The organism is Novosphingobium sp. NDB2Meth1 (assembly GCF_900117425.1).
Taxonomy (GTDB): Bacteria; Pseudomonadota; Alphaproteobacteria; order Sphingomonadales; family Sphingomonadaceae; genus Novosphingobium.
Genome location: NZ_FPEH01000011.1, coordinates 661,235 through 685,603, shown reverse-complemented (window position 1 = coordinate 685,603; position 24,369 = coordinate 661,235). Strand labels below are relative to the sequence as shown.

Genomic DNA, 24,369 nt, shown 5'->3' with positions numbered 1-24,369 from the left:
TCAGGTTCCCAAACTTTCCGCTGCTGACCGCATGGCGGCGGCGATTTCTTCTGCCAGAACGGGATCGTTCACCGCTCGGGCCATCGCCGTGCCGCCCGAAAGCAGGGCCAGCATGGCGATGGCCGATGCGCGTGCGGCCGGTTCTGCACTGTCCGCCAGCGCGCTGATCGCCTGTTCGAGCCCGGCTGTGTAATCCTCGCGCGTCTGTCTATCCGAGCGGACGACATCGCTCGTCAGGCTCTGCAGCGCGCAGCTTTCGGTAATGTCGCAGCTCACGCGCTCGGTCGTGTAGAAATCGATAAAGCGCGAGCGCCAATTGTCGCCTTCGCCGCGGAACCGTCGGATGCCCGCCGCAAGATCGCCGATGCCCGCGCGCACCGCCTGCCGGAATGCCTCCGCCTTCGATCCGAAATAGGCATAGAAGGCGCCCGAGGTCAGCCCGGCCTGCTTGGCGAGGCCGTCTACTCCCACGCCGCCATAACCCCCGCTGCGAAAGCCCCTCCCGGCGGCCGCCAGCAGCCGTTCGTGCGCATCGGAAGTCGATCCCTTGGGGCGGGCCATAGCATCATGCCTCTCAGAAAATAGCGATCGTTATTTTTTCGCCTTGACGAAATAGCGATCGTTACATAAATGGAAAATCACGGTCGTTATATAACGGTCGTGGCGCAAATCACAAGGCCTCGGAGTCCGCCGAAGCCTGCGTCCTTCACCGTCCGAGGAGACCCTACATGTCCAAGGCATTCATCTACACCGAACTCCAGCTCTCCGTGCCCTTTGCCGAAACGCCCTGGCGCGCGCTCAACGAAAAGATTCTCCAGCAGCCCGGCTTCCGCAACAAGACTTGGCTCGCCGGGCTGCGCAACCAGTCGGTCGGCGGCTTCTATGAATTCGACAGCGTGGCCAATGCCAAGCGCTTCGTCACCGATTACTTCCCCGGCGAGGCGCGCGTGTTCGATGCCGCGCAAACCACTCGCGTGTTTGACGGCTCGGTCGTCGAAGAGGCCAGCCGCTACCTCAATTCGCTGCACTTCGGCGGCGAGCTTGGCGCCGAGCCGGGTGCTTTCGTCTATACCGAAGTGCAGATTTCCGCCCCCTTCGCGCAGGCGCCGTGGGCTGCGATGAATCCCATCCTCAAGGCCCAGCCCGGCCTGCTCCACAAGACCTGGCTCTCGGGCGTCCACACCCAGTCGGTCGGCGGCTTCTATGCCTTCGACACGATCGAAAACGCGACGCGGTTTGCCGTCGACTACTTCCCGACCGAGGCGAAGCAGCTCGATGTCGCCTACACGACCCGGCTGTTCGATGCCGCGCCGGTGAAGGACGCCAGCCGCCTGCTCCACTCGCCCTTCTTCCGCTGACCCATGGCCAGGCCGCCTGCTGCAACGGGCGGCCTGCCGCAACCGGGAGTGCCGATGATGGCCCGGCCCCGTCTCCTTCATACCATGCTCCGCGTCGGCAATCTCGACCGCGCGCTCGATTTCTATGTCGGCATGCTGGGGATGACCCTGCTGCGCCGGCAGGACTTCCTCGAAGGCCGCTTTACGCTCGCCTTCGTCGGCTTCGCGCCGGAACAGACCGGTGCGGTGATCGAATTGACCCACAATTGGGACATCACGCGCTACGAGCCGGGCACCGCCTATGGCCATATCGCCATCGGCGTGCCCGATATCCGCGCATTCACCGTCGAGGCCGCAGCGCGCGGCGCCCGGGTGGTGCGCGCGCCCGGCCCGCTGCAAGGCGATCCCGGCGAAACGATCGCCTTCCTCGCCGATCCCGATGGCTACCGCATCGAACTGATCGAACGTCCGGAAAGCTGGCTCGGCTGAGCGATCAGCGCTTCACCGGCTCCGCGCCCGCCGCGCCGCCTTCGGGCTTTGCCGCATCCCACACCTTGCCGCCGCCGACCCAGGTTTCGAGCACCTTGGTCTTGCGGATCGCTTCGGGTGTCGCGGTCATCGGATCGGTATCGACGAAGATGAAATCGGCGCGCTCGCCCGGAGCCAGACGGCCGAAGCGCTTCTCGGCAAAGCCCGCATAGGCGGCGTCGGCGGTATAGCCCGCCAGCGCCGTCTCGCGGCTCACGCGCTCCTGCGCCTGCCAGCCGCCCGCGGGCTGGCCGTTCTCGTCGATCCGGCTGATCGCGGCGGCGATGCCGGTCCAGGGATCGGGCAATTCGACCGGCGTGTCCGAGCCAAACGCCAGCACCGCACCATGCGCCTTGGCCGAAGCCCAGGCATAGGCGCCCGAAAGCCGCTCCGGCCCGAGCCGCGCCTCGGCCATCAGGCGGTCCGAGGTCTGGTGCACCGGCTGCATCGAAGCAATCAGCCCGACCGACTTTGCCACTCGCTCGGCAATCGGCCAATCGGCGGGATCGATCACTTGCGCATGCTCGATCCGCCAGCGCCGGTCGCCCTTGTAGGTGGCGGAAAGGTCCTCCATCGCGCCCAGCAGCACCGCGTTGGCCTCGTCGCCGATGGCGTGGACGGCGATCTGGTACTGGTCCATCGCCGCGCGGCTCATCAGGTTGCCGAGCTGGGTCTGCGTCAGCCGCGGCAGCCCCCGCGTATCGGGCTTGTCGTGATAGGGCGCCTTGAGCCACGCCCCGCGCGAACCCAGCGCGCCGTCCATGTAGAGCTTCACGCCACCCAGCCGCAGCCGGTCGGCATAGAGCCAGGGGGAGGGGCCGGGGCCGCCGATCTGGATCGTGCCGTCGATCCCGGCGCCATAGGCCATGATCCGCACGTAGAGCGTGTTGGCATCGCCCGCGCGGCGGAAGGTTTGCCAGTCGGCCATTTCGGTGCCCATGTCGGCCACCGCGGTCAGGCCGCGTCGGTAGAAATCGCGCTGGGCGAGGGCAAAGGCCGCGTCATAGTCGCGCGGCGTCGGCGGCGGGACCTTGGCGGCGACAATGTTCGAGGCGTTATCGACCAGCACGCCCGCCGGGCTGCCGTCGGCCAGCCGGATGATCTCGCCGCCCGAAGGCGCCTGCGTCGCCGCCGTCACCCCGCCTGCCTTCAAGGCCGCGCTGTTGCCCCACCCGGCATGGCCATCCGCGCGTTCCAGCCACACGGGCCGGTCGGCCACCACGCTGTCGAGCTCGGCGGCCGTCGGGAACCGCCCCAGCTTCCAGCGCTCCTGGTTCCACCCGCGCCCGATCAGCCACGGCCGGTCCGGATGCGCCTTGGCATAGGCGGCGATCTTCTCGAGCGCTTCGGCAAGGCTGTTCGTTTCCGAAAGATCGAGCGTCAACGCGGCAAAGCCGGTGCTCATCACGTGGACATGCGCGTCGATCAGGCCGGGCAGCAGCAGGCGACCCTTGCCGTCGATGCGGTACTGAAACCCCTTCTTCGGCGTCTTCTCGCCGTCGCGGATCAGCGTCTTGATCACCCCGGCATCATCGAACACCAGGGCCTTGAACCGCTCGACATGGCCGTCCGCGCCGATGGTCTGGCCCTGCACATTGTCGACGAGGGTGTCGGCATGGGCGGCACTGCCAAGCGCAATGGCGAGCGCTGCGAGGCCCACCCCCAACCCCTCCCGCAAGCGGGAGGGGAGCCCGTTTCGCTTGCTTCTACCTTCCCGCTTGCGGCACGCAGTTCCCTTCGTACCCCCCTCCCGCTTGCGGGAGGGGTCGGGGGTGGGCAGCGGCAAGCGCAAAGCTCGCATCACCCGTTCCCCCGCCGCGGCAGCCTGCGGATCAGCGCGCTCGTATCCTGCCGACCGCCGCCCAGCGCCTGCACGTCGGCGTAGAACTGGTCGATCAGCGCCGTGGTCGGCACGCTTGCTCCCACGCTGCGCGCTTCCTCGATGGCGAGCCCGAGGTCCTTGCGCATCCAGTCGACCGCAAAGCCGAAGTCGAATTCGTCCTTCGCCATCGTGTGCCAGCGGTTGTCCATCTGCCACGATTGCGCCGCGCCGCCCGAGATCGCCTCGAACACCTTGTCGAGATCGAGCCGCGCCGCCTGCGCAAAGCGGATCGCCTCGGACAAGCCCGCGATGGCGCCCGCGATGCACATCTGGTTGGCCATCTTCGCGGTCTGTCCGGCGCCCGGCTTGCCGACATGCGTCACCCGCTTGGCATAGGCCGCCAGCACGGGACGCGCCGCATCGACCGCCTTCTCGCTGCCGCCGCACATGATCGAAAGCGTGCCCGCTTCCGCGCCCGATTGCCCGCCGGTTACCGGCGCATCGACGCAGAGCAGTTCCTTGTCGCGCCCCTCGACCGCGATCTGGCGGGCAATCCGCGCCGAAACGGTGGTATGGTCGATGAACAGCGCGCCCCGGCGCAAGGTGCTGAAAACGCCGGTGGGGCTCAGCACGACATCCGACAAGTCGTCATCGTTCCCGACGCAGGTGATCACCACATCCGCGCCCTCGGCAGCTTCTGCCGGGCTGGAGGCGACGCGCGCGGCAAGGCCCGGATGCGCGGCTTGCCACGCTTCCGCGCGCGCCGGCGTGCGATTGTAGATGGTCAGCGTGTGGCCTGCGGTGCCGAGATGGCGGGCCATGGCCCCGCCCATCACGCCAAGGCCGAGGAACGAGACATTGAGCGGAGTGGTGGTTGCGTCGGTCATGGCAGCGGGTTCTAACCGCTTTGCCGCGCGCCGCCAGCCCCCTTCGCGTACCGGCGGATGCAATTGTACTTGGCGGCAAGGGGCGGTCGGTCTAGCTCCGACATCATGCTGCACCGCAAAAGATACGTCGGCTTTGCCGAGATTGCCTTCTGGGTCTGTCTGGCCTCCGCGCTCACGCTGGCGCTGCTGCCGCCCCCGCCGCATTTCCGCGAATTCGGAGACAAGGCGCAGCACATGCTCGCCTTCGGCACGCTGGCGTTCCTCGGCACCTTCGCGTTTCCGGCTTTCCCGAAGACACGGCTTGCCGAGCGGCTCTCGTTCCTCGGTGCGTTGGTAGAAGTGCTGCAGTCGATCCCTTCGCTGCACCGCGACTGCGACATTCAGGACTGGATCGCCGATACGATCGCGATCGTTGCCGTCCTGGCACTGCTCCACGCAATGAATCTGCCTCGCCGCGCCCGCCAGGCGGAACGAAGGTTCCCTTGAGGGCAGGTTTAGACTAGGGGCCTTGGCCCATGAGCACTGCCCCGACTTCGGCCACAACCGCCGCTCCGCTGCTGACCCTCGACGATGTGCGCGCCGCTGCCGCGCGGATCGCCGGGCAGGTCGTGCGCACGCCCACGCTCCACAGCAAGACGCTCAGCGAGATTACCGGCGCGGAAATCTGGCTCAAGTTCGAAAACCTGCAGTTCACCGCCGCCTACAAGGAACGCGGCGCATTGAACGCGCTGCTCCAGCTGTCGGAAGAGCAGCGCTCGAAAGGCGTGATCGCGGCTTCGGCAGGCAACCACGCGCAGGGCCTCTCCTACCACGGCACGCGGCTCGGCATGCCCGTCACCATCGTGATGCCGCGCACGACGCCGACGGTGAAGATCATGCAGACCGAAAGCGTCGGCGGCAATGTCGTGCTCGAAGGCGAGACTTTCGACGAAGCCTATGCCTACGCGCGCCAGCTCGAAGCCGAGCGCGGCTTGACCTTCGTCCACCCCTTCGATGATCCGCATGTCGCCGCCGGGCAGGGCACCGTCGCGCTCGAAATGCTGGAGGACGTGCCCGAACTCGAGACACTCGTCGTCCCCATCGGCGGCGGCGGGCTGTTCTCCGGCATGGGCACCGCCGCGCGCGGATTGAAGCCCTCGATCGGCCTCGTAGGCGTTCAGGCCACGCTGTTCCCGTCGATGTACGCCAGGCTCAAGGGCCTCGAACTGCCCTGCGGCGGCGATACCATCGCCGAAGGCATCGCGGTCAAGGAGCCGGGCACCTTCACCTCCGCCGTGCTCAGGAAGATCGCGGACGACATCGTGCTTGTCGGCGAACCGGCGCTCGAAACCGCCGTCGCCGTGCTGCTCCAGATCGAGAAGACCGTGGTCGAAGGCGCCGGCGCTGCCGGCCTTGCTGCGGTGATGACCCACCGCAAGCGTTTTGCCGGCCGCAAGATCGGCCTTGTCCTGTGCGGCGGCAACATCGACACGCGCCTCCTCGCCAACGTGCTGCTGCGCGATCTCGCCCGCTCGGGCCGCCTCGCGCGCCTGCGCCTCACGCTGCAGGACCGCCCCGGCGCGCTGTTCAAGGTGGTGGAGGACTTCAACCGCCACCAGGTCAACATCCTCGAAGTCTGGCACAACCGCATCTTCACCTCGCTCCCCGCCAAGGGGCTTACCGCCGAGATCGAATGCGAAGCGCGCGACCGCGAGCAGATCGACCTCCTCGTCGCGGGCCTGCGCGCCAAGGGCTACGATGTGCAGCAGGTCGAGCTCGGTTAAGCCTGTTTCGTCAGATTTCAGGGCGGGCGCATCCCGTTTCGGTACGCCCGCCCGCCTGTCCACAACACCTCGGCCGATTCCTTGCCGATTAACTACCTTTGGTGGTTAATCGCTCTTTCACCAATCGCCCGGCTGAGGCATGTTGCCCTCGTCAGCGCTGCCGGATGGGCCGGCGGCGTGACGAGAGGATACCGCCCAGGCCGTGACCGCGCCCGTCCGCTTCCCCCGCTTCTTCGTGACCAGCCCGAGCGCCTGCCCCTATCTGCCGGGCAAGACGGAGCGCAAGGTGTTCACCGAGCTGAAGGGGCCGAATGCCGACGAGCTCAACGATGCGCTTGGCCGCATCGGGTTCCGCCGCAGCCAGACGGTCGCTTATCGCCCCAGCTGCATCGATTGCTCGGCCTGCATTTCGGTCCGCGTCGTGGCGAACGAATTCGTCCCCTCGGCCACCCAGCGCAAGAATTTGAAGCGCAACGGCGATCTCGTCGTCACCGCGTGCAAGCCGTGGTCCACTCCGGAACAATTCGAGCTGCTCCAGCGTTATCTCGCTGCCCGCCATCCCGGTGGCGGGATGGCCTCGATGGACGAGATGGACTTCGCCGACATGGTCGAGCACACGCCCGTCAGCACCTTCGTGATCGAGTATCGCGAGCCGGGTGTGGACGGGAAGCCCGGCAAGCTCGTCGGCGCCTGCCTGACCGACCGTCAGGGTGATGGTCTGTCGATGATCTACAGCTTCTACGAACCCGATGATGCGAAGCGGCGGGGGCTTGGCAATTTCATCATTCTGGACCACATCCTGCATGCCGCCCGGATTGGTCTACCCTACGTCTATCTCGGGTATTGGGTCGAAGGTTCGGCGCGCATGCAGTACAAGGTGCGGTACCGGCCCCTCGAACGTCTGGGCCGTGAAGGATGGGAACGCTTTGACCCCGATGAGCAGGCCCGCGCGATCGACCGCGCTGCGACCGCAAGGGGTGCAGATCGGCGAATCGCGGACGACAGCGGGAAGGACGGGCTCATGGATGGCCTCGCCGCAGCCGCCGCGCACACGCAGTACCGCCCCGTCTGATGTCCTGCGGGCGCTGCTGCCGGCTGTCCTGCTTGCCATCCTGCCGCAATCCTCGCACGCCCAGACGCGTGATGCGGATCAGGCGCTCGAAGACCTGATCCCCGATTCCGCGCTCGATGATCCCAAGGCCTGGGCGAACCAGACCGACGCCGCCAAAGTCCCCGTGCCCGATCCCAGCACGCTGCTTTCGCCCGATGCGATTGAGCCGCTGACGGGCATTCCCGCGATCACGCTGGCCTGGCCGGACGCGTCCGAGCTTCCGCCGATCGCCCCGCTCACCCCCGATCCCGATATCGGCGAGGCGGCCGAGCAGGCCAAGGCGGCGGGGCAGGCGCTGGCGAGTGACGCTGATCCCGGCAGCGGGCGCGGCATCGGCCAGATCCCCGGCGCCAGCCTGCTCCCGATCACCCCGCAGCTCGTGCTCGCCTTCCCTCCGGACGAGGCCGCGCTGCCCGAACGCGAGGCCGTGACCCAGCGCTTCGGTGCGCTTGCCGCGCTGCGCAAGTTCGGCAACGAGGAAGACAACCTCGCCCAGCTGACCCGCCGCGCCCGGCAGGATACCGAACTGCTGCAGCAGGTCTTGCGCGTCTATGGCTACTACGACGCCGAAGTCTTCCAGAGCACCACCGGTTATGCCGCGCCGGTCGAGGGTGGCGGTCCGGCACCGGCGATCGATCTCAAGAAAGTCGGCGTCCGCTTCGATATCCGCCCCGGGCCGCGCTACACCTTCTCGCGCATCAGCCTCGGCGATATCGCCTTGCAGCGCGATGCTCCGGCGCTCACCCGCGCCTTCGCGCTTTCGCCCGGCGATCCGGTCAACAGCGACCGCATCGTCGCAGAGCGCGACCACCTGATTACTTCGCTGGGCGAGGGCGGGCATGCCTTCGCCAAGGTGGGCGAGCCGGACCTCTCGATCGACCATGCCGACCGCACCGGCGATCTCACCATCCCCGTTACCAGCGGCGGTCAGTATGTGATGGGTGAGGTCCACAGTTCGCTCCCCGATTACCTCTCCTCCCGCCACCTCTCGCGCATCGCCCGCTTCCGCCCCGGCGATCCCTACCGCCGTTCGCGCATGGACGACCTCAGGCAGGCCATCCTCGCGACCGGTCTCGTCTCCGCCGTCACCGTCACCCCGCGCGAAGTCACCCCGGCGGCAGAGGCGCAGCCCGGTGTCGCCGACGTCGATGTCACGCTGTCCAAGGCGCCGCAGCGCACCATTGCAGGCCTGATCGGCTATTCGAGCGGCGAGGGCGTGCGCGTCGAGGCAAGCTGGGAAAACCGCAACTTCTTCCCGCCCGAAGGCCTTGTCCGCTTCCGCGGCGTGGTCGGCACGCGCGAACAGCTGCTCGGCGCGACCTATCGCCGCAACAACTTCCTCGGCCGCGATCAGGTGTTCACCGCCGATCTCTATGCCCAGACCCGCCGCACTGACGCCTATCAGGCGCGCACGCTCTCGTTTTCGGCCACCTACGAAAAGCAGACGACGCTGATCTTCCAGAAGGCCTTTGTCTGGTCGGCGGGCTTCGAACTCCTCGCCACCAGCGAACTGCCCGCCGCGCCCGGCTCCACCCGCACGACCTATTTCATCGGCGCGCTGCCCCTGCGCGGGGCCTATGATGGCAGCAACGATCTGCTCGATCCCAAGCGCGGCGTGCGCGTCTCGCTGCGGCTGAGCCCGGAAATCTCGATCCAGAACGGCTTGCGGTCGAGCTACGTGCGCGCCCAGCTTGATGCGAGCGCCTACCAGCCGATCACCAGCCGCATCGTGCTGGCCGAGCGCGTGCGGCTCGGCACGATCCCCGGCGTCAACGTCAATTCCATCGCGCCGTCGCGGCGGTTCTACGCGGGCGGCGGCGCCTCCGTGCGCGGCTTCACCTATCAGGGGGTCGGCCCGCGCGATGCGCTCGGCAATCCCAGCGGCGGGCGCAGCCTGTCGGAGTTCTCGCTCGAGGCCCGCGTCCAGACCGGGCTGATGGGCGGCGCGGTCAGCCTGGTGCCCTTCGTCGATGCCGGCACCGTGGGCACCACCGCTTCGCCCACGGTCAACGGCCTCAAGGTCGGTGCGGGCATCGGCCTGCGCTACCAGACCAGCTTCGGCCCGATCCGCCTCGACCTCGGCACCCCGCTCAACCCCTCCAAGGGGGACAGCCGCATCGGCGTCTACGTGTCGCTGGGGCAGGCCTTCTGATGGCCGAGGGGGCGCCTGCCGAAACGCCGCCGCCGCCGCGCAAGGGCGCCTTGCGTCGCGTACTGGGCTGGGGGCGCGGGCTGGTTCTCGCGGCGCTGCTCTTTGCAGTGGCCATCGCCGGTTCGGTCATCGTGCTCGACAGCTCGCTCGGCCACCGCTTCGTGGCAGACCGCATCGCCGCCATCGTCCCCGGCTCGGGCCTCAGGATCCGCATCGGCCGGATCGACGGCACCCTCTTCGGCGACATGAGCCTGCACGAAGTCGTCCTCAGCGATCCCGAAGGCCGCTTCATGGTCGTGCCCGAAGCCTCGCTCGATTGGCGGCCCATGGCCTGGTTCGGGCTCGATCCGCGCTCCGGCCTGTTCAAGGGCCTCGACATCCGCTCGCTGATCCTCAAGCGCGGCACCCTCCTGCGCGCGCCGCGTCTGAGGCCCGGCGATCCCAACCAGCCGATCCTCCCCGATTTCGACATCCGCATCGGCAAGCTCGCGGCGGAGAACCTGATCGTCGACCGCTCGATCATGGGCGAGCGGCGGCGGATCGACTTTTCCGCCCGCACCGATATCCGCCGCGGCCGCGCGCTCATCAGCCTCGGCGGGCGGCTTGGCGGGCGGGACCGCCTGCGCCTCCGGCTCGACAGCGAGCCTGATCGCAACACGTTCGCGCTCGATTTCATCTACAACGCCCCGAAGGATGGCCTCCTCGCCGCGCTCACCGGCGTGAAGCGCGACATCGCCGCGCGCGCGGGCGGGAAGGGCACCTTCCAGGAATGGCACGGCTGGGCCGCCGCCACCGACGCCGCGCGCAAGCTGGCCGCCTTCCAGCTCGAAAACCACACCGGGCGCTACACGCTCGCCGGGCAGATCTTCCCCGGCGACATGCTTGGCCCGGCCCTGCGGCGTGCGAGTGGCGACAGGATCTCCCTCGTTGCCGATGGCACCGCTGCCAATGGCGCCCTGCGCGGCAAGGTCTTCGCTGGCGCAGCAGCGCTGCGGGCGACGGCGGCGGGCGGTGTCGATCTGATCAACGACCGCGCCGAGGCGGTGAAGGTCCGCGCCGTGCTCGCCCGTCCGGACCTGCTGCTCGCGGGCACCGGCACCGAACTGCAGGGCGCGCAGCTCGATGCCACCGTCGATGGCCGCTTCACCGCGCTCGCGATCATCCACGATCTGCGCGCCGCCCGCCTCAAGAGCGGTCCGGTCCTCGCCGAAGGCTTGCGCACCGCCGGGACCGCCTACTGGGACGGCAAGCGCCTGCGCCTCCCCCTCGCGCTCACCGCGCAGCGCCTCAAGACCGGCCAGGCCATGGTCGATCCCCGCCTGCCCGGCGCGCGGCTCACCGGCGACCTTGTGCTGGCAGGCAGCAAGCTCACCTCCGACCGGCTCGACCTCACCGCCAAGGGCGCTTCCGCCCGGCTGGCGCTCGATGGCGATCTTGCCCGCAGCCGCTTCGCGCTCACCGGCCCGGTCACCGCCCGCGGCATCGCGCTGCCCGATCTCGGGCTGGCCGATGGCGAGGCGCGCATCCAGCTCACCGTCGGCGGCGGACAGAGCTGGCTGCTCACCGCCGACGGCGCCGGCCGCCTCGCGCGCATCGACAACGCCACGCTCGCCAACCTCACCGGCGGAAATGTCCGCGCACGCGGCGCGATCACCGTGGGCGGCACCCAGCCGCTGCTGATCCGGCGCGGCGAGCTCACCTCCACCAAGCTCACCATGGCGCTGGGGAGCTGGACGCAGGCGAACGGCATTACCACGCTGGCCGGGCAGGGCCGCCATGTCGAATACGGCCCATTCACCTTCGATGCCGCGCTCGCCAAGGACGGCCCACGCGCCACGCTCGTCCTCGCCAATCCGCTCCCTGCCGCCAGCCTCAAGGATGTCCACCTCGCGCTCGCTCCGGAAGGCGATGGCTTCCGCATTGAAACCAAAGGCGATTCCCGCCTCGGCCCATTCAGCGGCAGTGTCATGCTCACCGCCCCCAAAGATGGCCCGGTCAAGCTCGGGATCGAGCGCTTCACCGTCTACCAGACCGAAATCATCGGCAGCGTCGCCATCGCCAGGGAAGGCGCCACCGGCAGTCTCACGCTCGCAGGCGGCGGCGTGAAGGGCACGGTCGATTTCGCTCCAGAGGGCGCCGGACAAGCGCTCAAAGCCGTGATCACCGCGCGCGGCGCCCGCTTCGGCGGCGATAGTCCCATCGCCGTCGGCAATGCCGAGATCACCGCCGATGGCCGGATCGAGGGCGGCGACACCACGCTCACCGCTTCGCTCAAGGCCGAGGGCATCAGCGCGGGCAAGCTCTTCATTGGCCGCCTCGCCGCAGACGCCGCGCTCGTCAACGGCTCGGGCAGCGTCACCGCCTCGCTCAGCGGGCGGCGCGGCACCAGCTTTGCCTTGCAGGGCACCGCCGCCTTCTCGCCCGACAGGATCATCGCCTTCGTCGCGGGCGACTATGCCGGCCGCGCCATTTCCATGCCGCGCCGTGCGGTGCTCGAGCGCGAGCCGGACGAGGCGGGCGAGGGGCAGGCCGCAGGCTGGCGCCTCCAGCCCACGCAGGTCGATTTCGGACGCGGCAGCATTATCGCCAGCGGCCATGTCCTTGGCGGCGCGACCAAGCTGCAGATCCTCCTCTCGCGCATGCCGCTCTCGGTGCTCGATATCGTGCTGCCCGATCTTGGCCTCGGCGGGCTGGCTTCGGGCGTGATCGACTACGAGAACGACCACCTCGGCGCCCCCGCCGGACATGCCGCCGTCGAGATAAAGGGCCTTACCCGCTCGGGGCTGGTCCTGACGTCAAGGCCACTCGATATCGCACTCGTTGCCGCGCTCGATCCTGCCGCGCTGCAAGTCCGCGCCGTCGCCCGCGAAGGCGCTGCCATGCGCGGGCGGGTGCAGGCGCTTGTTTCCGATCTGCCGCGCGGCGGCACCATGCTCGAACGCCTGCGCGGCGGCAGCCTCCAGGCGCAGCTGCGCTACAGCGGCCCCGCCGAAGCACTGTGGCGCCTCGCCGCGATCGAAGTGATCGACCTCACCGGCCCGCTCGGCGCGGCGGCGAGCGTCAGCGGCTCGCTCGATCACCCGGTGATCACCGGAGCCGTCGCCACGCGCGCGCTGCGCGTGCAGTCGAACCTCACCGGCTCGGACGTGCGCGATGTCGAAGCGCTCGGCAGCTTCGCCGATGCCCGCCTCAGCCTCGCGCATTTCAGCGGCACCACGCCGGGCGGCGGCATGGTCAGCGGCAGCGGCGTGGTCGATCTTTCCAACGCCGCCAGTCGCGGCGTCGGGCTCGATCTCAGGCTCGCGGCCACCAATGCCCAGTTGATCAACCGCGACGACATGGGCGCCACCGTCACCGGCCCGCTGCGCCTCCTCTCGGATGGCATCGGCGGCACGATCGCGGGCCGCGTCCACATCGACCGCGCGCGCTGGACCTTGGGCCGCGCCAACGTGATCGAGCAGCTGCCCACGATCCGGACGCGCGAGACCAACCTGCGCGCCGATATCGCTCCGCCGCGCACGCCCTACACCCCGTGGAAATACCTGATCGACGCCGCCGGGGCCGATCGCATCGACGTGCGCGGTCTAGGCCTCGAAAGCGAATGGGGCGCCGATATCCGCCTGCGCGGCGATACCGCCAATCCGCAGATCTTCGGCAGCGCCGATCTGGTGCGCGGCGGCTATGAATTCGCCGGACGGCGCTTCGACTTGACGCGCGGGCGCATCCGCTTTGTCGGCGAAGTCCCGGTCGATCCCCGCCTCGATATCGTGGCCGAAGGCGATGCCAACGGGGTGAGCGCCAAGATCGCGATCAGCGGCTCTGCCTTGAAACCCCAGATCACTTTCAGCTCGGTCCCCGCTTTGCCGGAGGAAGAACTGCTCTCGCGCATGCTGTTCGGCAGCTCGATCACCCAGATTTCCGCGCCCGAGGCGGTGCAGCTCGCCTCTGCCCTGGCCGCCTTCCGCGGCGGCGGCGGGCTCGATCCGATCAACAAGGTCAGGAACGCCATCGGGCTTGACCGGCTGCGCATCATCAGCGCCGATGCCTCGGTCGGACGCAGCACTTCGATCGCGGTGGGCAAGTATCTGGGGCGGCGCGTCTTCGTCGAACTGATCACCGACGGGCGCGGCTACAGCGCCACTTCGGCCGAGTTCCGCATCACCCGCTGGCTGGTGCTGCTGGGCACCGTGTCCACCATCGGCGACGAGAGCCTCAACCTGAAAGCCTCAAAGGACTACTGACACTATTTGCCCTCCGGAACGGGTCGATTGTCTTGATCCGGTCACAGCAATGCAGTGAAAGGGGGCCCGTGAGGACCGCCACAGAACGCCTGCTCATCTGCGACCTGACCCAGAGCTATGCGCCGCATGGCGGCGGTGGCATCGGCATCTATCTGCGCCAGAAGCGTGAGCATATTCTGGAGCAGACCGGCCACCGCCTGCTCCAGATCGTGCCCGGCCCCGAAGACCGCGTGATCGAGCAGGGGCGCCATATCTGGGTCGAGATCGGCGCCGATCATGTGCGCGGCAGCCCCAACTACCGCTTCATCCTGCGCACCAGCGCGGTTCGCAAAGTGCTCGAGCAGTACCGCCCGGACGTGATCGAATCGCAGTGCCCGTGGATCCTGCCGTGGACCGCGATCGGCCACCGCCGCGCCTTTCCGGAAACCGCTTTGGTGGCGGGCTACCACACCGATTTTCCCAACACGCACGTCTACCGCGTCGGCTCGCAGCTGTTCGGCGATTTCGTCGGGCGCGGGCTGCGCCAGCTTGTCGCGGGCTACGCGCATATCACCTATCGCGAGTTCGACCGCGTCTATGCGCTCGATCAGGCCATGGTCGATGTGCTCGAAGGCTACCGGCTGTCGCACGTCGATGTGCTCTCGCTCGGCGTGGACGGCCAGACGTTCCATCCCGCGCGGCGCGATCCCGGTCTGCGCCGCGAGCTGGGCCTGCCGGAAACCGGCCCGCTGCTGATATACGCCGGGCGGATCGACAATGAGAAGCGCGCCGACCGGTTGATCACGATGTTCCGTGCGCTGCCCGCCTCACTCGGGGCCTCGCTCGTCATGCTGGGCGATGGCAAGCTGCGCGAGACCCTGATGGAAGCGGCGCAGGGCCTGCCGGTGGCCTTCCCGGGTTATGTCGGGGATCGCGGGGAAATCGCCCGCATGCTGGCCTCCGCCGATATCTACGTCTCGTGCATGGCCGATGAGACGTTCGGCCTGTCGGTGCTCGAAGCGCAGGCGAGCGGGTTGCCGGTGGTCGGTTTTGCTTCAGGCGCGATGGTGCAGCGCGTGCCGCCCGCGCTCGGCAAGCTTGTCACGCTCGATGATACGGCGGCGATGGCGCAGGCCGTGGTCGATGTCTGGCAGGGGGATCGCGCCGGGATGGGCCAGCGCGCGCGTGAGCATGTGACGACGCGGTTCTCATGGAAGCAGACTTTCGAGACCCTGCTCGGCGAAGTCTACCCGCACGCCCTCGCCAAATCGGCCGCGCGCATGGCGGCGCTCAGGGGTGTGCGGTGGCGCGGCGATGATCGCACATGCGCCGCCCGCCAATACCGGACCTGAAGCAAGTCGGCCCCGCGCCGCCGAAGCAGCGCGGGGCCTTTCCTTATCAGGCGCCGGCGATGGTCTTCACTTCCATGAAGTCCTTCAGGCCATAGACGCCGCCTTCGCGGCCATTGCCCGATTGCTTGTAGCCGCCGAAGGCACCGCCCTTGACGCCGCCCCACTGGTTCACCGCGACGAGGCCAGCACGCAGGCGGCCGACAATGCCCTTGGCCTGCTCGACATCGCCGGTGACGACCGCCGAGAGCCCGTAAGCAGTGCGGTTGGCCAGCTCGATGCCGTCCTCGATGCCGTCATAAGTGGTGATCGTGGCGACCGGGCCGAAGGTCTCTTCCTTGAAGATCGTCATGTCCGGCGTCACGTCCGAAAACACCGTCGGGCGCACGTAGTAGCCGCGGTTGACGTTGTCCGGCAGACCCGGGCCGCCTTGAAGCAGCGAGGCGCCTTCCTCGATCGAGGTGTCGATCAGCGACTGGATCTTGGTCCACTGCGCCTTGTTGACCACCGGGCCGATATGCGCGCCGTCTTCTTCGGGGCTGCCGACCTTCACCGCCGCGAAGTAGTTCTTCACGAAGGTCTCGGCCTCTTCCTTGCGCGACTTGGGCACGAGGATGCGGGTCGGCGCGATGCAGCTCTGGCCGGTGTTGGCGACAATGCCCTGCAGCGTGCCGGGCAGCGTCGCGGCAAAGTCGGCATCTTCCAGCACGAGGTTGGGAGACTTCCCGCCGAGTTCCTGATGCACGCGCTTGACGGTGTCGGCCGCGTTCTTGGCGATCTGGATGCCCGCGCGGGTCGAACCGGTGAAGCTCACCATCTCCACATCGGGGTGCACCGTCAGCGCCACGCCGACGCCCGGGCCATCGCCGTTGACGAGGTTGAACACGCCCGCCGGCACGCCGGCCGCATGCATCACCTCCGCCATGATCACCGCGTTCGAGGGGCATTCTTCCGAAGGCTTGAGCACCACCGTGTTGCCCGCGGCGATACACGGCGCGATCTTGGCGCAGATCTGGTTGAGCGGCCAGTTCCACGGCGTGATCGCCGCGACGACGCCGATCGGCTCGTGCACGAAGCGCGCATTGGCGCCCGGGACCGGGGCTTCCCATTCGAAGCCTTCCAGCGCCTCGAGCGTGCCTAGGATATAGCCGATGCCCGCGCCGACCTGTGCGGTACCCGCAAAGCCGATGGGCGCGCCCATTTCCTCGCTGATCACCCTGGCGAAATCGGGAATGCGCTTCTTGTATTCGGCCAGGATGCGCTCGAGCAGCGCCTTGCGCTCTTCCACCGGGGTCGCGGCAAAGGCAGGGAAGGCGGCCTTGGCGGCAGCGACGGCCTTGTCGACATCGGCCTGGCTGCCCAGCGTGATGACTGCGCAGGCCTCTTCGGTGGCGGGATTGATCACTTCGTGGCGCTTGCCGCCTTCGCTGTCGACCCAGGCGCCGTTGATGTAGTGCTGCAGATGCTCGCGCATCGGTATTCTCCCGAGGTTATGGTGTTCCGGAAAGTGGGGTTGCGGCGGACGATGACAAGTCCGGTCTGCGATTGCAACGCATTTGGCATCGCGTGGCAGCCGGAGACAAGGATTGGCCGGAAAGGCCATGCTAACCCTTTGGATAGGCCGGTTCTGCGCCAAAATCGAGGCATCGAACCTGCATTGCGTAAGCGGCGCTAACTGTTTCTTTCCATCCTGCCTCTATGCCCGATCCAATGGGCATGGACACCATCAGCCGCGGAACCGCCATGCGTCCGTCGGTGCGCAATCTGCGCACGGGCTGGATCGCGCTCGCCACGTTCCTCGCGCTGATTGCCCTCTCCGCGCTGCTGGTCGCAGTGTTCTCCCGCTCGACCCGCATCGCCGATGAACTGGCGCGCGAGGACGAGCGCGTGCTGGTCACCCGCTATCTCGATCAGCTCGGCAGCCAGATCGTCGCCGCGCAGAAAGTGCAGCTCACCTGGGACGACGCCATGCGCAATGCGGTGCTGGCGGACAACGAGACCTGGGCCAACCACTTCCTCGGCGATTTCGTGTGGAACAACCTCGAAACCGACGCGATGTTCCTCGTCAAGCCGGATGGGACGCTGGTCCACGGCTGGGCGCAGGGGCGGCCGACGGGTGATGCCGGTTATCAGGAAGTGCGCTGGCACGTCGAGGAACTGATCGGCAATGCCAAGCGCAATGTTCCGCTCGGCGGGCGCATCGCGGGCATGAAGAAGCTGGCCGATGTGGAGTGGCCCATGGCCGCCTCGGGCCAGCCGCTCAACCGCTGGGCGGCGACCGCCGTCTTGCGCAATGGTCGCCCGGCCTTCCTGACCGTCGTTTCGATCGTGCCCGACAACGACTACAGCCTGCTGCGGCGCGAACCGAACTACGTCGCCACGCTGCGCTATCTCGATGGCTCGATTCTGGCCAAGATGGGCTCCGACCTGGTGCTGCGTGATCTTAGCTTCAAGACCGACGAGGCTTTCATCGGCGCGGCCAACGCCGTCCCGCTGACCACCGCGTTCGGCGATCACGTCGGCTGGATCACGTGGACTGCAAAGGTCCCCGGCCCCAAGATCGTCCAGCGCACCGCCCCCGTGCTCGCCACGTTCATCCTGTTCTTCCTCGGCGTCGTCGCGGGCGGCGCGGTGATCGTGCGGCGCATGCGGATGACCGCCAACGAACTCAAGGCAAGCGAAGCGCAGGCCCAGCACAACGCGCTGCACGATGCGATGACCGGCCTGCCCAACCGCGTCTACTACATGCAGCGCCTGCGCACCCTGCTCACCGAATTCATCGAGGGCGAGGCGCAGGGCAATCTCTACGTCGCCTATATCGACATCGACGGGTTCAAGCTCGTCAACGACACGATGGGCCATCACGTCGGCGATGAACTCGTCCGCCAGGTCGCCCACCGCCTGCGCTCATCTCTCCCGCGCGATGCCTTCATCGCCCGCTTCGGCGGCGACGAATTCGTCCTGCTCCACGCCGGCACCGATGGCGCCCGCGCGGCGGACCGGCTCGGCAGCAAGATCATCTCGCTGATGCGCCGGCCTTTCATCATCTCGGGCAATACGCTCGAAGTCTCGGTTTCCTGCGGGATCAGCTGGGGCCCCGAACAGAGCGGGGACCCTGGCGAGCTGCTCCGCCGCGCCGATATCGCGCTCTACCGCGCCAAGCAGCGCGGCCGCGGCCGCTACCGCCGCTTCACGCCCGACATGGACGCCAGCGTCAAGCTGCGGCGCGAGATGGAAATGGAACTGCGCCTCGCGATCACCCGCGGCGAGCTTTCGGTCGCCTACCAGCCGGTGGTCGAAACCGGCACCGGCACCATTAGCGGCTTTGAGGCGCTGCTGCGCTGGAATCATCCCGAACGCGGCGAGATCCGGCCTGACCTCTTCGTTCCCATCGCCGAACAGGGGGGCCTGATGATCCCGCTCGGCACCTGGGTCCTGCGCCACGTCTTCACCGAATGCCGCAGCTGGCCCGATTGCGACATCTCGGTCAACCTCTCGCCGCTGCAGATCATGGCGGGCGATTTCCTGCCGATGCTGGCGAGCCTGCTCGAAGAGACCGGCATGGACCCGCAGCGCCTCGTGTTCGAGGTGACCGAAGGCGTCATGCTCGATCGCAGCGCCCACGTGATCAGCGTGCTGCGCGAGCTCAACCGCATGGGCATCCGCGTCGCGCTCGACGATTTCGGGATCGGCTATTCCTCGCTGTCGTACTTGCGCTCGTTCCAGTTCGACCGGATCAAGATCGACCGCTCGTTCGTCTCCAACATCGAGCGCGACCGCGATGCGCACTCGATCCTCTGCGCGATCGTGACGCTGGGCAAGACGCTGCGGATGAAGGTCGTTGCCGAAGGCGTCGAGACCGAAGTGCAGCGCCTGCTGGTCCAGGCCGCGGGCTGCGAGCTGGTGCAGGGCTATCTGTTCTGGGCCGCCATCCCCGCCGAAGAAGCGCGCGCCCTGCTGGCCGAGCGCGACGCCGAAGCCATCGTCCGCCGCGCGTCCTAAGGCTTGTCCGGCAGGACCTGCATGTCGGACGCCTGCCATGCGGGCGCGACGCTCACCGTGAACTCCAGCCGCGTATCGGCGTCGATGCGGTGCGGCACGCCGGGCGGCAGCAGCACGACCGATCCTTGCGCCACATCCTGCACCTTGCCGCCGATGGTCACACGGCCCTTGCCCATGCTGACCACCATCACCTCGGTCCCCTCGCGCGTCACCGTCAGCGGGATCGCCGCGCCCTTCTGCAAGGTGAAGCGCGCGACGCTGATCGCGTCCGAGTGCTGCGACGAGGTGCGACCGACCAGTTCCTCCACCGCCACCGGCGGCACCAGCGCCGCCTTGGTTCCGGCTCCGGCAGGGCGATGCGCGGATTCATCGCGGGTCAGCTCGGTGATCGCTTGCGCAAACTTGGGATAGAGCTTCACCAGCTCGTCGCGGTAGCCGGGTTCGTAGTCGGCATATTCAAACCCCGGCGAAAGCGTGTTGGCGCCGAAGCTATAGGCCACCTTCGGATCCCCGATCGGCCGTGCGCCCATCCAGGTGCCGCGCGGCACCATGATCTGCGGCTCCTCGCCCTTGAGCACATCACTGCCCCAGATCTTCACTTCGCCGCGCCCGTCGGGATAAAGCAGCAGGATCTGCGCCGGGCTGCCGCCATAGAAGTGCCACAGCTCGTCGGTCGCCAGTTTGTGCATCGCGGAAAAATCGCTGCGGGTGAACACCGCATAGATCGCCGTATAGGCCCAGCGCTTGCCCGTGTAGCGCTCCGCCAGCGCGCCTTCGATCACGTCGTCGCTCTTGAACGTCTGCAGGAACCACGGCCCTTCGTGGGGGATGTTCTGCATGTGATAGTGATCGATGATCGCCTTTGCCGCAGGCGGCATCGGCGCGTCGGCAGCAGGCTCGGCACAGGCGGGAAGGGCGCACAGCAGCACGGCTGCGGCAAGAAGCGGTCTGATCATGGGACGGCGTGTTGGCAAATCGGCAGGCGCTTGCCTACCCGAAAAGCAGTCAGCCCGCGTTGGTGCCGGTCTCGGCGCTCGCCGTCACCGTGCGCGGATAGATAAAGCCCTTGGCCGCGCTCGGACGCAGGCCCAGTGAGCGGGTCGGCGCGTACCACACGCGCACTTCGCTCCAGTCACCGGCGGCAGAAACGTCCACCGCCATCACGCCGCGCTCGACCATCCCGGGGCGCGACCAGTTGGCGTGATCGATCAGGATATGGCGGTCATCGACAACCTTGTGGACCACCGCGACGTGGCCATAAGGCATCGAGCGCGTGCCGGTAAACGCCAGCACCGCACCGACCTTCGGCGCATGGCCGCGCTCATAGCGGCCTTCCGCATTGCCCCACCAATCGCGCGCATTGCCGCTGATCTGCACCTCGGAAACCTGCCGCGCATAGGTCACGCACTGGAGCCGGGCCTGCGCCGCAGTCGGCAGCGCGAAAAGCGACAGAAGGGCGATGCATGCGGCGATTATGGTCTTGTGCATGTGCAGCATCACTAAGGATCGCTGGCGATTCGAGGAGTCCGCGAGGCATCCGTTCATCGGGCAGCAATCTCGCTTCATCCCGAGTCGAAGCGGGCCTGTGGAAAAGGTTACAGCGGCGGCGAAAAAAGACGTCGCTGGCGGGACAGGGACCTTCCTTCTCGGTCTCCTCCCCTCCCGCTTGCGGGAGGGGCCGGGGGTGGGCCAGCAGCGCCGACCAACCAATCTCACACCTCGTCACCCCGGACTTGATCCGGGGTCCCGCTTCTCGCGGCATCCACCGCGCTTGCAGGCAAACAGCGGGCCCCCTGATCAAGGCACTCCTGGAGCGCAGCTGAATAGCCCGGAGAGACAAAAAGCATTTATAATCATAATCTTAGTCATTACCGCGAAGGCGGGAATCCAGAGCGACAAACGCAGCGCCAGCACCCCTGGATTCCCGCCTGCGCGGGAATGACGAAGCAAGGGACCTCCACCCTTGACAAAACGAACCATATAGGTTATACGCCCCGCCCAGATCGGGAGCAGGCTAGGCCGGCCTCGCCCTCGCTCCTTTGGCGTCTTGTCCACCGGGCAAACGCCAACGCGACCGGTGCGGGCTGCGGGTTCAAGGTGGGGCGGTACCCCCAAAGTCCTTGGCCAGGCAATCTACCGCGCCAGCACGCAGATCATGGCTCCCATCGGCTTCGTCCCGGTGCGAGCAAAGACCGGCACGCATGCGAGCCGCTACCCCGGTCCCGGGCCATGATCGACACAAATGGCTGCGCCGGACCTCTTCTGCCCATCCGGCCACTCGCACCTGCGCGGAACACGACGCCCTCCCCGCAGCGCCAGTGCAGGCGCCGCACCGGTCGCGCGATCACCCCCTACTGCCCGAACACCGCACTGCCGCGCCGTCAAATCCAACAGCCGCTTGCACACATTTCCCTGACCCGTCGTCACCGAGGACTTGATCCGGGGGCCCGCTTCTTGCCGCACCCACTGCGCACGCCATCCAAAGCGGGACCCCGGGTCAAGCCCGGGGTGACGAAGGCCTTTGATGTCAGCTGTGGCGATTGCGGCTGCTTGCGCCACATTCATCCCCTTCGTCATTGCGAGCATAGCGACGCAATTCACAGCCACGCAAAGCCGCCCTGGATTGCTTCGCTACGCTCGCAATGATGAGGCGAGCTTTGCGCTTCATGCACATTGCAAGCTGGGAAAGCGCTGGGCCGAGTGGGTAAAGTCGAACGACAGTTTTCGCCCACTTGCGGACATTCGCGGTCGTGTGCCATGCGGGCCGCATGACCACTTCCGGCATCAGCTTCGCAGGCTACACGTTTGCCACCGATAAGGGTTGTTTCACTTGCAAGCACGTCAAGGATGGAGCGCCGGTCCTTCTTTTCGTTCACGAGGCGGATGGCGACTTACAATTCATGTGTGGTGACGCAGATCACGATTTTGAGACGCAATGCATTTTCTTGCACGCATCTCACGTTTTGGACTGGCAACCAGACTTACTGTCGTTGCCCATTGTCGACTTTGGACACATGGCCGAGCGAGCGGACGCGAAGTCAGCGTGGGTTGTTTCACCCGCGCCTGAATATGATTAGGTCAGCTTTCCACCCACAACCCGCCGCAAACTTCCGGGATGCAAGGGCAATGGCCCTTGCCCGCCGCAGGCACCCTCGCTCCCCTACGCCAAAAGAAAAAGGCGCCCGGTTTCCCGGACGCCCCTTTCTGATCCAGCGCTGAAAGATCAGGCGCTGTAGTACATGTCGAACTCGACCGCCGAGGGCGTGGTTTCCCAGCGCATCACTTCGGGCCACTTGAGTTCGATATAGGCTTCGATCTGGTCCTTGGTGAACACGCCGCCCTGCAGCAGGAAGTCGTGGTCAGCCTCGAGCGCGTTCAGCGCCTCGCGCAGCGAACCGCAGACGGTCGGCACTTCGGCGAGTTCGGCCGGCGGCAGATCGTAGAGGTTCTTGTCCATGGCTTCGCCCGGGTGGATCTTGTTCTTGATCCCGTCGAGGCCGGCCATGAGCAGCGCCGAGTAGCACAGGTAGGGGTTGGCCATCGCGTCGGGGAAGCGGAACTCCACGCGCTTTGCCTTGGCGCCCGAGCCATAGGGGATGCGGCACGAGGCCGAACGGTTGCGCGCCGAGTAGGCGAGCAGCACGGGGGCTTCGTAGCCCGGCACCAGCCGCTTGTAGCTGTTGGTGGTCGGGTTGGTGAAGGCGTTGAGCGCCTTCGCGTGCTTGATCACGCCGCCGATGAAGTAGAGGCACATGTCCGACAGGCCGGCATAGCCGTTGCCCGCGAAGAGCGGCTTGCCCGCATCCCAGATCGACATGTGGGTGTGCATGCCGCTGCCGTTGTCGGTCTTGATCGGCTTGGGCATGAACGTCGCGGTCTTGCCATAGGCCTGCGCGACCTGGTGCACGACGTACTTGTAGACCTGCATGCGGTCGGCGGTCTGGACGAGCGTGCCGAAGGTGAGGCCGAGCTCGTGCTGGGCCGAGGCCACTTCGTGGTGATGCTTGTCGCAGGGCAGGCCCATGTCGATCATCGTGCGGACCATCTCGGCGCGGATGTCGACGCAGCTGTCGACCGGCGCGACCGGGAAGTAGCCGCCCTTGGCGCGCGGACGGTGGGCGAGGTTGCCGGCTTCGTATTCCTTGTTGGAATTGGTCGGCAGCTCGATGTCGTCGATCTTGAAGCCGTTGCCGTCGTAGCCGTCGTAGAAGCGCACGTCGTCGAAGATGAAGAATTCGGCTTCGGGGCCGACGTAGACGGTGTCGCCCACGCCGCTCGCCTTGACGAAGGCTTCGGCGCGCTTGGCGGTCGAGCGCGGATCGCGGGCGTAGAGTTCACCGGTCGAGGGCTCGACGATGTCGCAGCAGATGATCATCATCGGGGTCGCCGAGAACGGATCGACGTAGACCGCATTGAGGTCGGGCTTGAGGATCATGTCGGACTCGTTGATGGCCTTCCAGCCCTCGATCGAGGAGCCGTCGAACATCAGGCCGTCTTCGAGTTCATCCTCGCCGAGCACCGACGAAACCATCGTGAGGTGCTGCCACTTGCCCTTGGGGTCCGTGAAACGCAGATCAACCCATTCGATTTCCTCGTCCTTGATGCGGGCGAGAATGTCCTTTGCAGTAGCCATCGCTGGTCCTTTAACTGGCCTCGGCCCCTGCCGAAGCGCTCAGTGGTGGGGTCTGGAGAAGCCGCCGGCCCGCGGCGCCCTCCGGTTCAAATTCCGATACTGGATCGCGTCCCTAGATTGCGTCCCTAGATTGCGTCGTTGTCGCGCTCGCCGGTGCGGATGCGCAGCGCGCTTTCCACCGCGAACACGAAGATCTTGCCGTCGCCGATGCGTCCCGTCTGCGCCGCGGTCGCGATCGCCTCGACCACGCGGTCGACCATCGCATCTGTCACGACGACTTCGAGTTTCACTTTGGGCAGGAAATCGACGACATATTCGGCGCCGCGATAGAGTTCGGTATGGCCCTTCTGCCGGCCGAAGCCCTTGGCTTCGGTGACGGTGATGCCGGAAACGCCGATTTCGTGGAGCGCTTCCTTCACCTCGTCCAGCTTGAAGGGCTTGATGATCGCTTCGACCTTTTTCACTCGATCAATCCCTGCAGGCAGACCGGTTTGCAGGCCCTGCGGCCCTGACCGGCGGTGTTGGTATTCGTACGGAGCCCGATTGCCGGATCAGCTATCCAAGA

18 protein-coding genes are annotated in these 24,369 nt (G+C 66.9%); 10 read left to right on the top strand and 8 right to left on the bottom strand.

Going from position 1 to position 24,369, the window contains the following annotated elements; all coding sequences use genetic code 11:
• A complete protein-coding gene (locus NDB2M1_RS03545) occupies positions 1-561 on the bottom strand; it encodes a TetR/AcrR family transcriptional regulator (protein ID WP_072379549.1) in 561 nt (186 codons plus the stop codon).
• 167 nt (positions 562-728) lie between these two features.
• Between NDB2M1_RS03545 and NDB2M1_RS03540 the strand changes: the two genes are divergently transcribed.
• Together NDB2M1_RS03540 and gloA are read left to right on the top strand one after the other, a co-directional pair.
• Positions 729-1,358 (top strand): hypothetical protein, encoded by a 630-nt coding sequence (locus NDB2M1_RS03540; protein ID WP_072379547.1) that lies wholly within the window; start codon positions 729-731, stop codon positions 1,356-1,358.
• 57 nt (positions 1,359-1,415) lie between these two features.
• Positions 1,416-1,826: a lactoylglutathione lyase gene (gloA, locus tag NDB2M1_RS03535; RefSeq protein WP_072380097.1), complete on the top strand. Its 411-nt coding sequence runs from the start codon at positions 1,416-1,418 to the stop codon at positions 1,824-1,826.
• A 4-nt stretch (positions 1,827-1,830) separates the two neighbouring features.
• On the opposite strand, the gene NDB2M1_RS03530 is transcribed toward gloA, so the two are convergent.
• Both NDB2M1_RS03530 and NDB2M1_RS03525 read right to left on the bottom strand, forming a co-directional pair.
• Entirely contained in the window at positions 1,831-3,525 is a 1,695-nt protein-coding gene (locus tag NDB2M1_RS03530) for an amidohydrolase (protein WP_253185750.1), read from the bottom strand.
• A gap of 140 nt (positions 3,526-3,665) precedes the next feature.
• Positions 3,666-4,574 carry an NAD(P)-dependent oxidoreductase gene (locus tag NDB2M1_RS03525; protein ID WP_072379543.1) on the bottom strand — a complete coding sequence of 303 codons (909 nt, stop codon included), beginning with the start codon at positions 4,572-4,574 and terminating at the stop codon, positions 3,666-3,668.
• A 105-nt stretch (positions 4,575-4,679) separates the two neighbouring features.
• On the opposite strand from NDB2M1_RS03525, the gene NDB2M1_RS03520 reads away from it, so the two are divergent.
• From NDB2M1_RS03520 to NDB2M1_RS03495, 6 genes are all read left to right on the top strand, one after another.
• A complete protein-coding gene (locus tag NDB2M1_RS03520; protein WP_072379541.1) occupies positions 4,680-5,060 on the top strand; it encodes a VanZ family protein in 381 nt (126 codons plus the stop codon).
• A gap of 29 nt (positions 5,061-5,089) precedes the next feature.
• Positions 5,090-6,337: a threonine ammonia-lyase gene (locus tag NDB2M1_RS03515; RefSeq protein WP_054120413.1), complete on the top strand. Its 1,248-nt coding sequence runs from the start codon at positions 5,090-5,092 to the stop codon at positions 6,335-6,337.
• A 202-nt stretch (positions 6,338-6,539) separates the two neighbouring features.
• Complete coding sequence (locus NDB2M1_RS03510; protein WP_072379539.1) at positions 6,540-7,409, top strand: arginyltransferase; 870 nt, start codon at positions 6,540-6,542, stop codon at positions 7,407-7,409.
• The gene (locus NDB2M1_RS03505; protein ID WP_083554627.1) at positions 7,363-9,600 is read left to right on the top strand and encodes an autotransporter assembly complex protein TamA; all 2,238 of its coding nucleotides are present in this window, start codon (positions 7,363-7,365) and stop codon (positions 9,598-9,600) included. Before NDB2M1_RS03510 ends, NDB2M1_RS03505 begins: the two co-directional genes overlap by 47 nt.
• Positions 9,600-13,841 (top strand): translocation/assembly module TamB domain-containing protein, encoded by a 4,242-nt coding sequence (locus NDB2M1_RS03500; RefSeq protein WP_072379537.1) that lies wholly within the window; start codon positions 9,600-9,602, stop codon positions 13,839-13,841. Before NDB2M1_RS03505 ends, NDB2M1_RS03500 begins: the two co-directional genes overlap by 1 nt.
• 68 nt (positions 13,842-13,909) lie before the next feature.
• Positions 13,910-15,172: a glycosyltransferase gene (locus NDB2M1_RS03495; protein ID WP_083554626.1), complete on the top strand. Its 1,263-nt coding sequence runs from the start codon at positions 13,910-13,912 to the stop codon at positions 15,170-15,172.
• Positions 15,173-15,218: 46 nt separating this feature from the next.
• Here the strand turns inward: NDB2M1_RS03495 and NDB2M1_RS03490 are convergent, their stop codons facing one another.
• Entirely contained in the window at positions 15,219-16,643 is a 1,425-nt protein-coding gene (locus NDB2M1_RS03490; RefSeq protein WP_072379534.1) for an aldehyde dehydrogenase family protein, read from the bottom strand.
• 242 nt (positions 16,644-16,885) lie between these two features.
• On the opposite strand from NDB2M1_RS03490, the gene NDB2M1_RS03485 reads away from it, so the two are divergent.
• Positions 16,886-19,171 carry a putative bifunctional diguanylate cyclase/phosphodiesterase gene (locus tag NDB2M1_RS03485; protein WP_253185749.1) on the top strand — a complete coding sequence of 762 codons (2,286 nt, stop codon included), beginning with the start codon at positions 16,886-16,888 and terminating at the stop codon, positions 19,169-19,171.
• On the opposite strand, the gene NDB2M1_RS03480 is transcribed toward NDB2M1_RS03485, so the two are convergent.
• Both NDB2M1_RS03480 and NDB2M1_RS03475 read right to left on the bottom strand, forming a co-directional pair.
• Positions 19,168-20,127: a cupin domain-containing protein gene (locus tag NDB2M1_RS03480; protein WP_072379530.1), complete on the bottom strand. Its 960-nt coding sequence runs from the start codon at positions 20,125-20,127 to the stop codon at positions 19,168-19,170. The genes NDB2M1_RS03485 and NDB2M1_RS03480 overlap by 4 nt on opposite strands.
• 49 nt (positions 20,128-20,176) lie before the next feature.
• Positions 20,177-20,659: a CHAP domain-containing protein gene (locus NDB2M1_RS03475; protein WP_143146600.1), complete on the bottom strand. Its 483-nt coding sequence runs from the start codon at positions 20,657-20,659 to the stop codon at positions 20,177-20,179.
• A 1,280-nt stretch (positions 20,660-21,939) separates the two neighbouring features.
• Between NDB2M1_RS03475 and NDB2M1_RS03470 the strand changes: the two genes are divergently transcribed.
• Positions 21,940-22,248 (top strand): hypothetical protein, encoded by a 309-nt coding sequence (locus NDB2M1_RS03470; protein WP_072379529.1) that lies wholly within the window; start codon positions 21,940-21,942, stop codon positions 22,246-22,248.
• 146 nt (positions 22,249-22,394) lie between these two features.
• Here NDB2M1_RS03470 and glnA read toward each other — a convergent pair whose 3' ends face one another.
• Positions 22,395-23,804, bottom strand: coding sequence for a type I glutamate--ammonia ligase (glnA, locus tag NDB2M1_RS03465; protein ID WP_072379527.1), 1,410 nt, complete (start codon positions 23,802-23,804; stop codon positions 22,395-22,397).
• 125 nt (positions 23,805-23,929) lie between these two features.
• A complete protein-coding gene (locus tag NDB2M1_RS03460) occupies positions 23,930-24,268 on the bottom strand; it encodes a P-II family nitrogen regulator (RefSeq protein WP_072379525.1) in 339 nt (112 codons plus the stop codon).
• Positions 24,269-24,369: the final 101 nt, after the last annotated feature.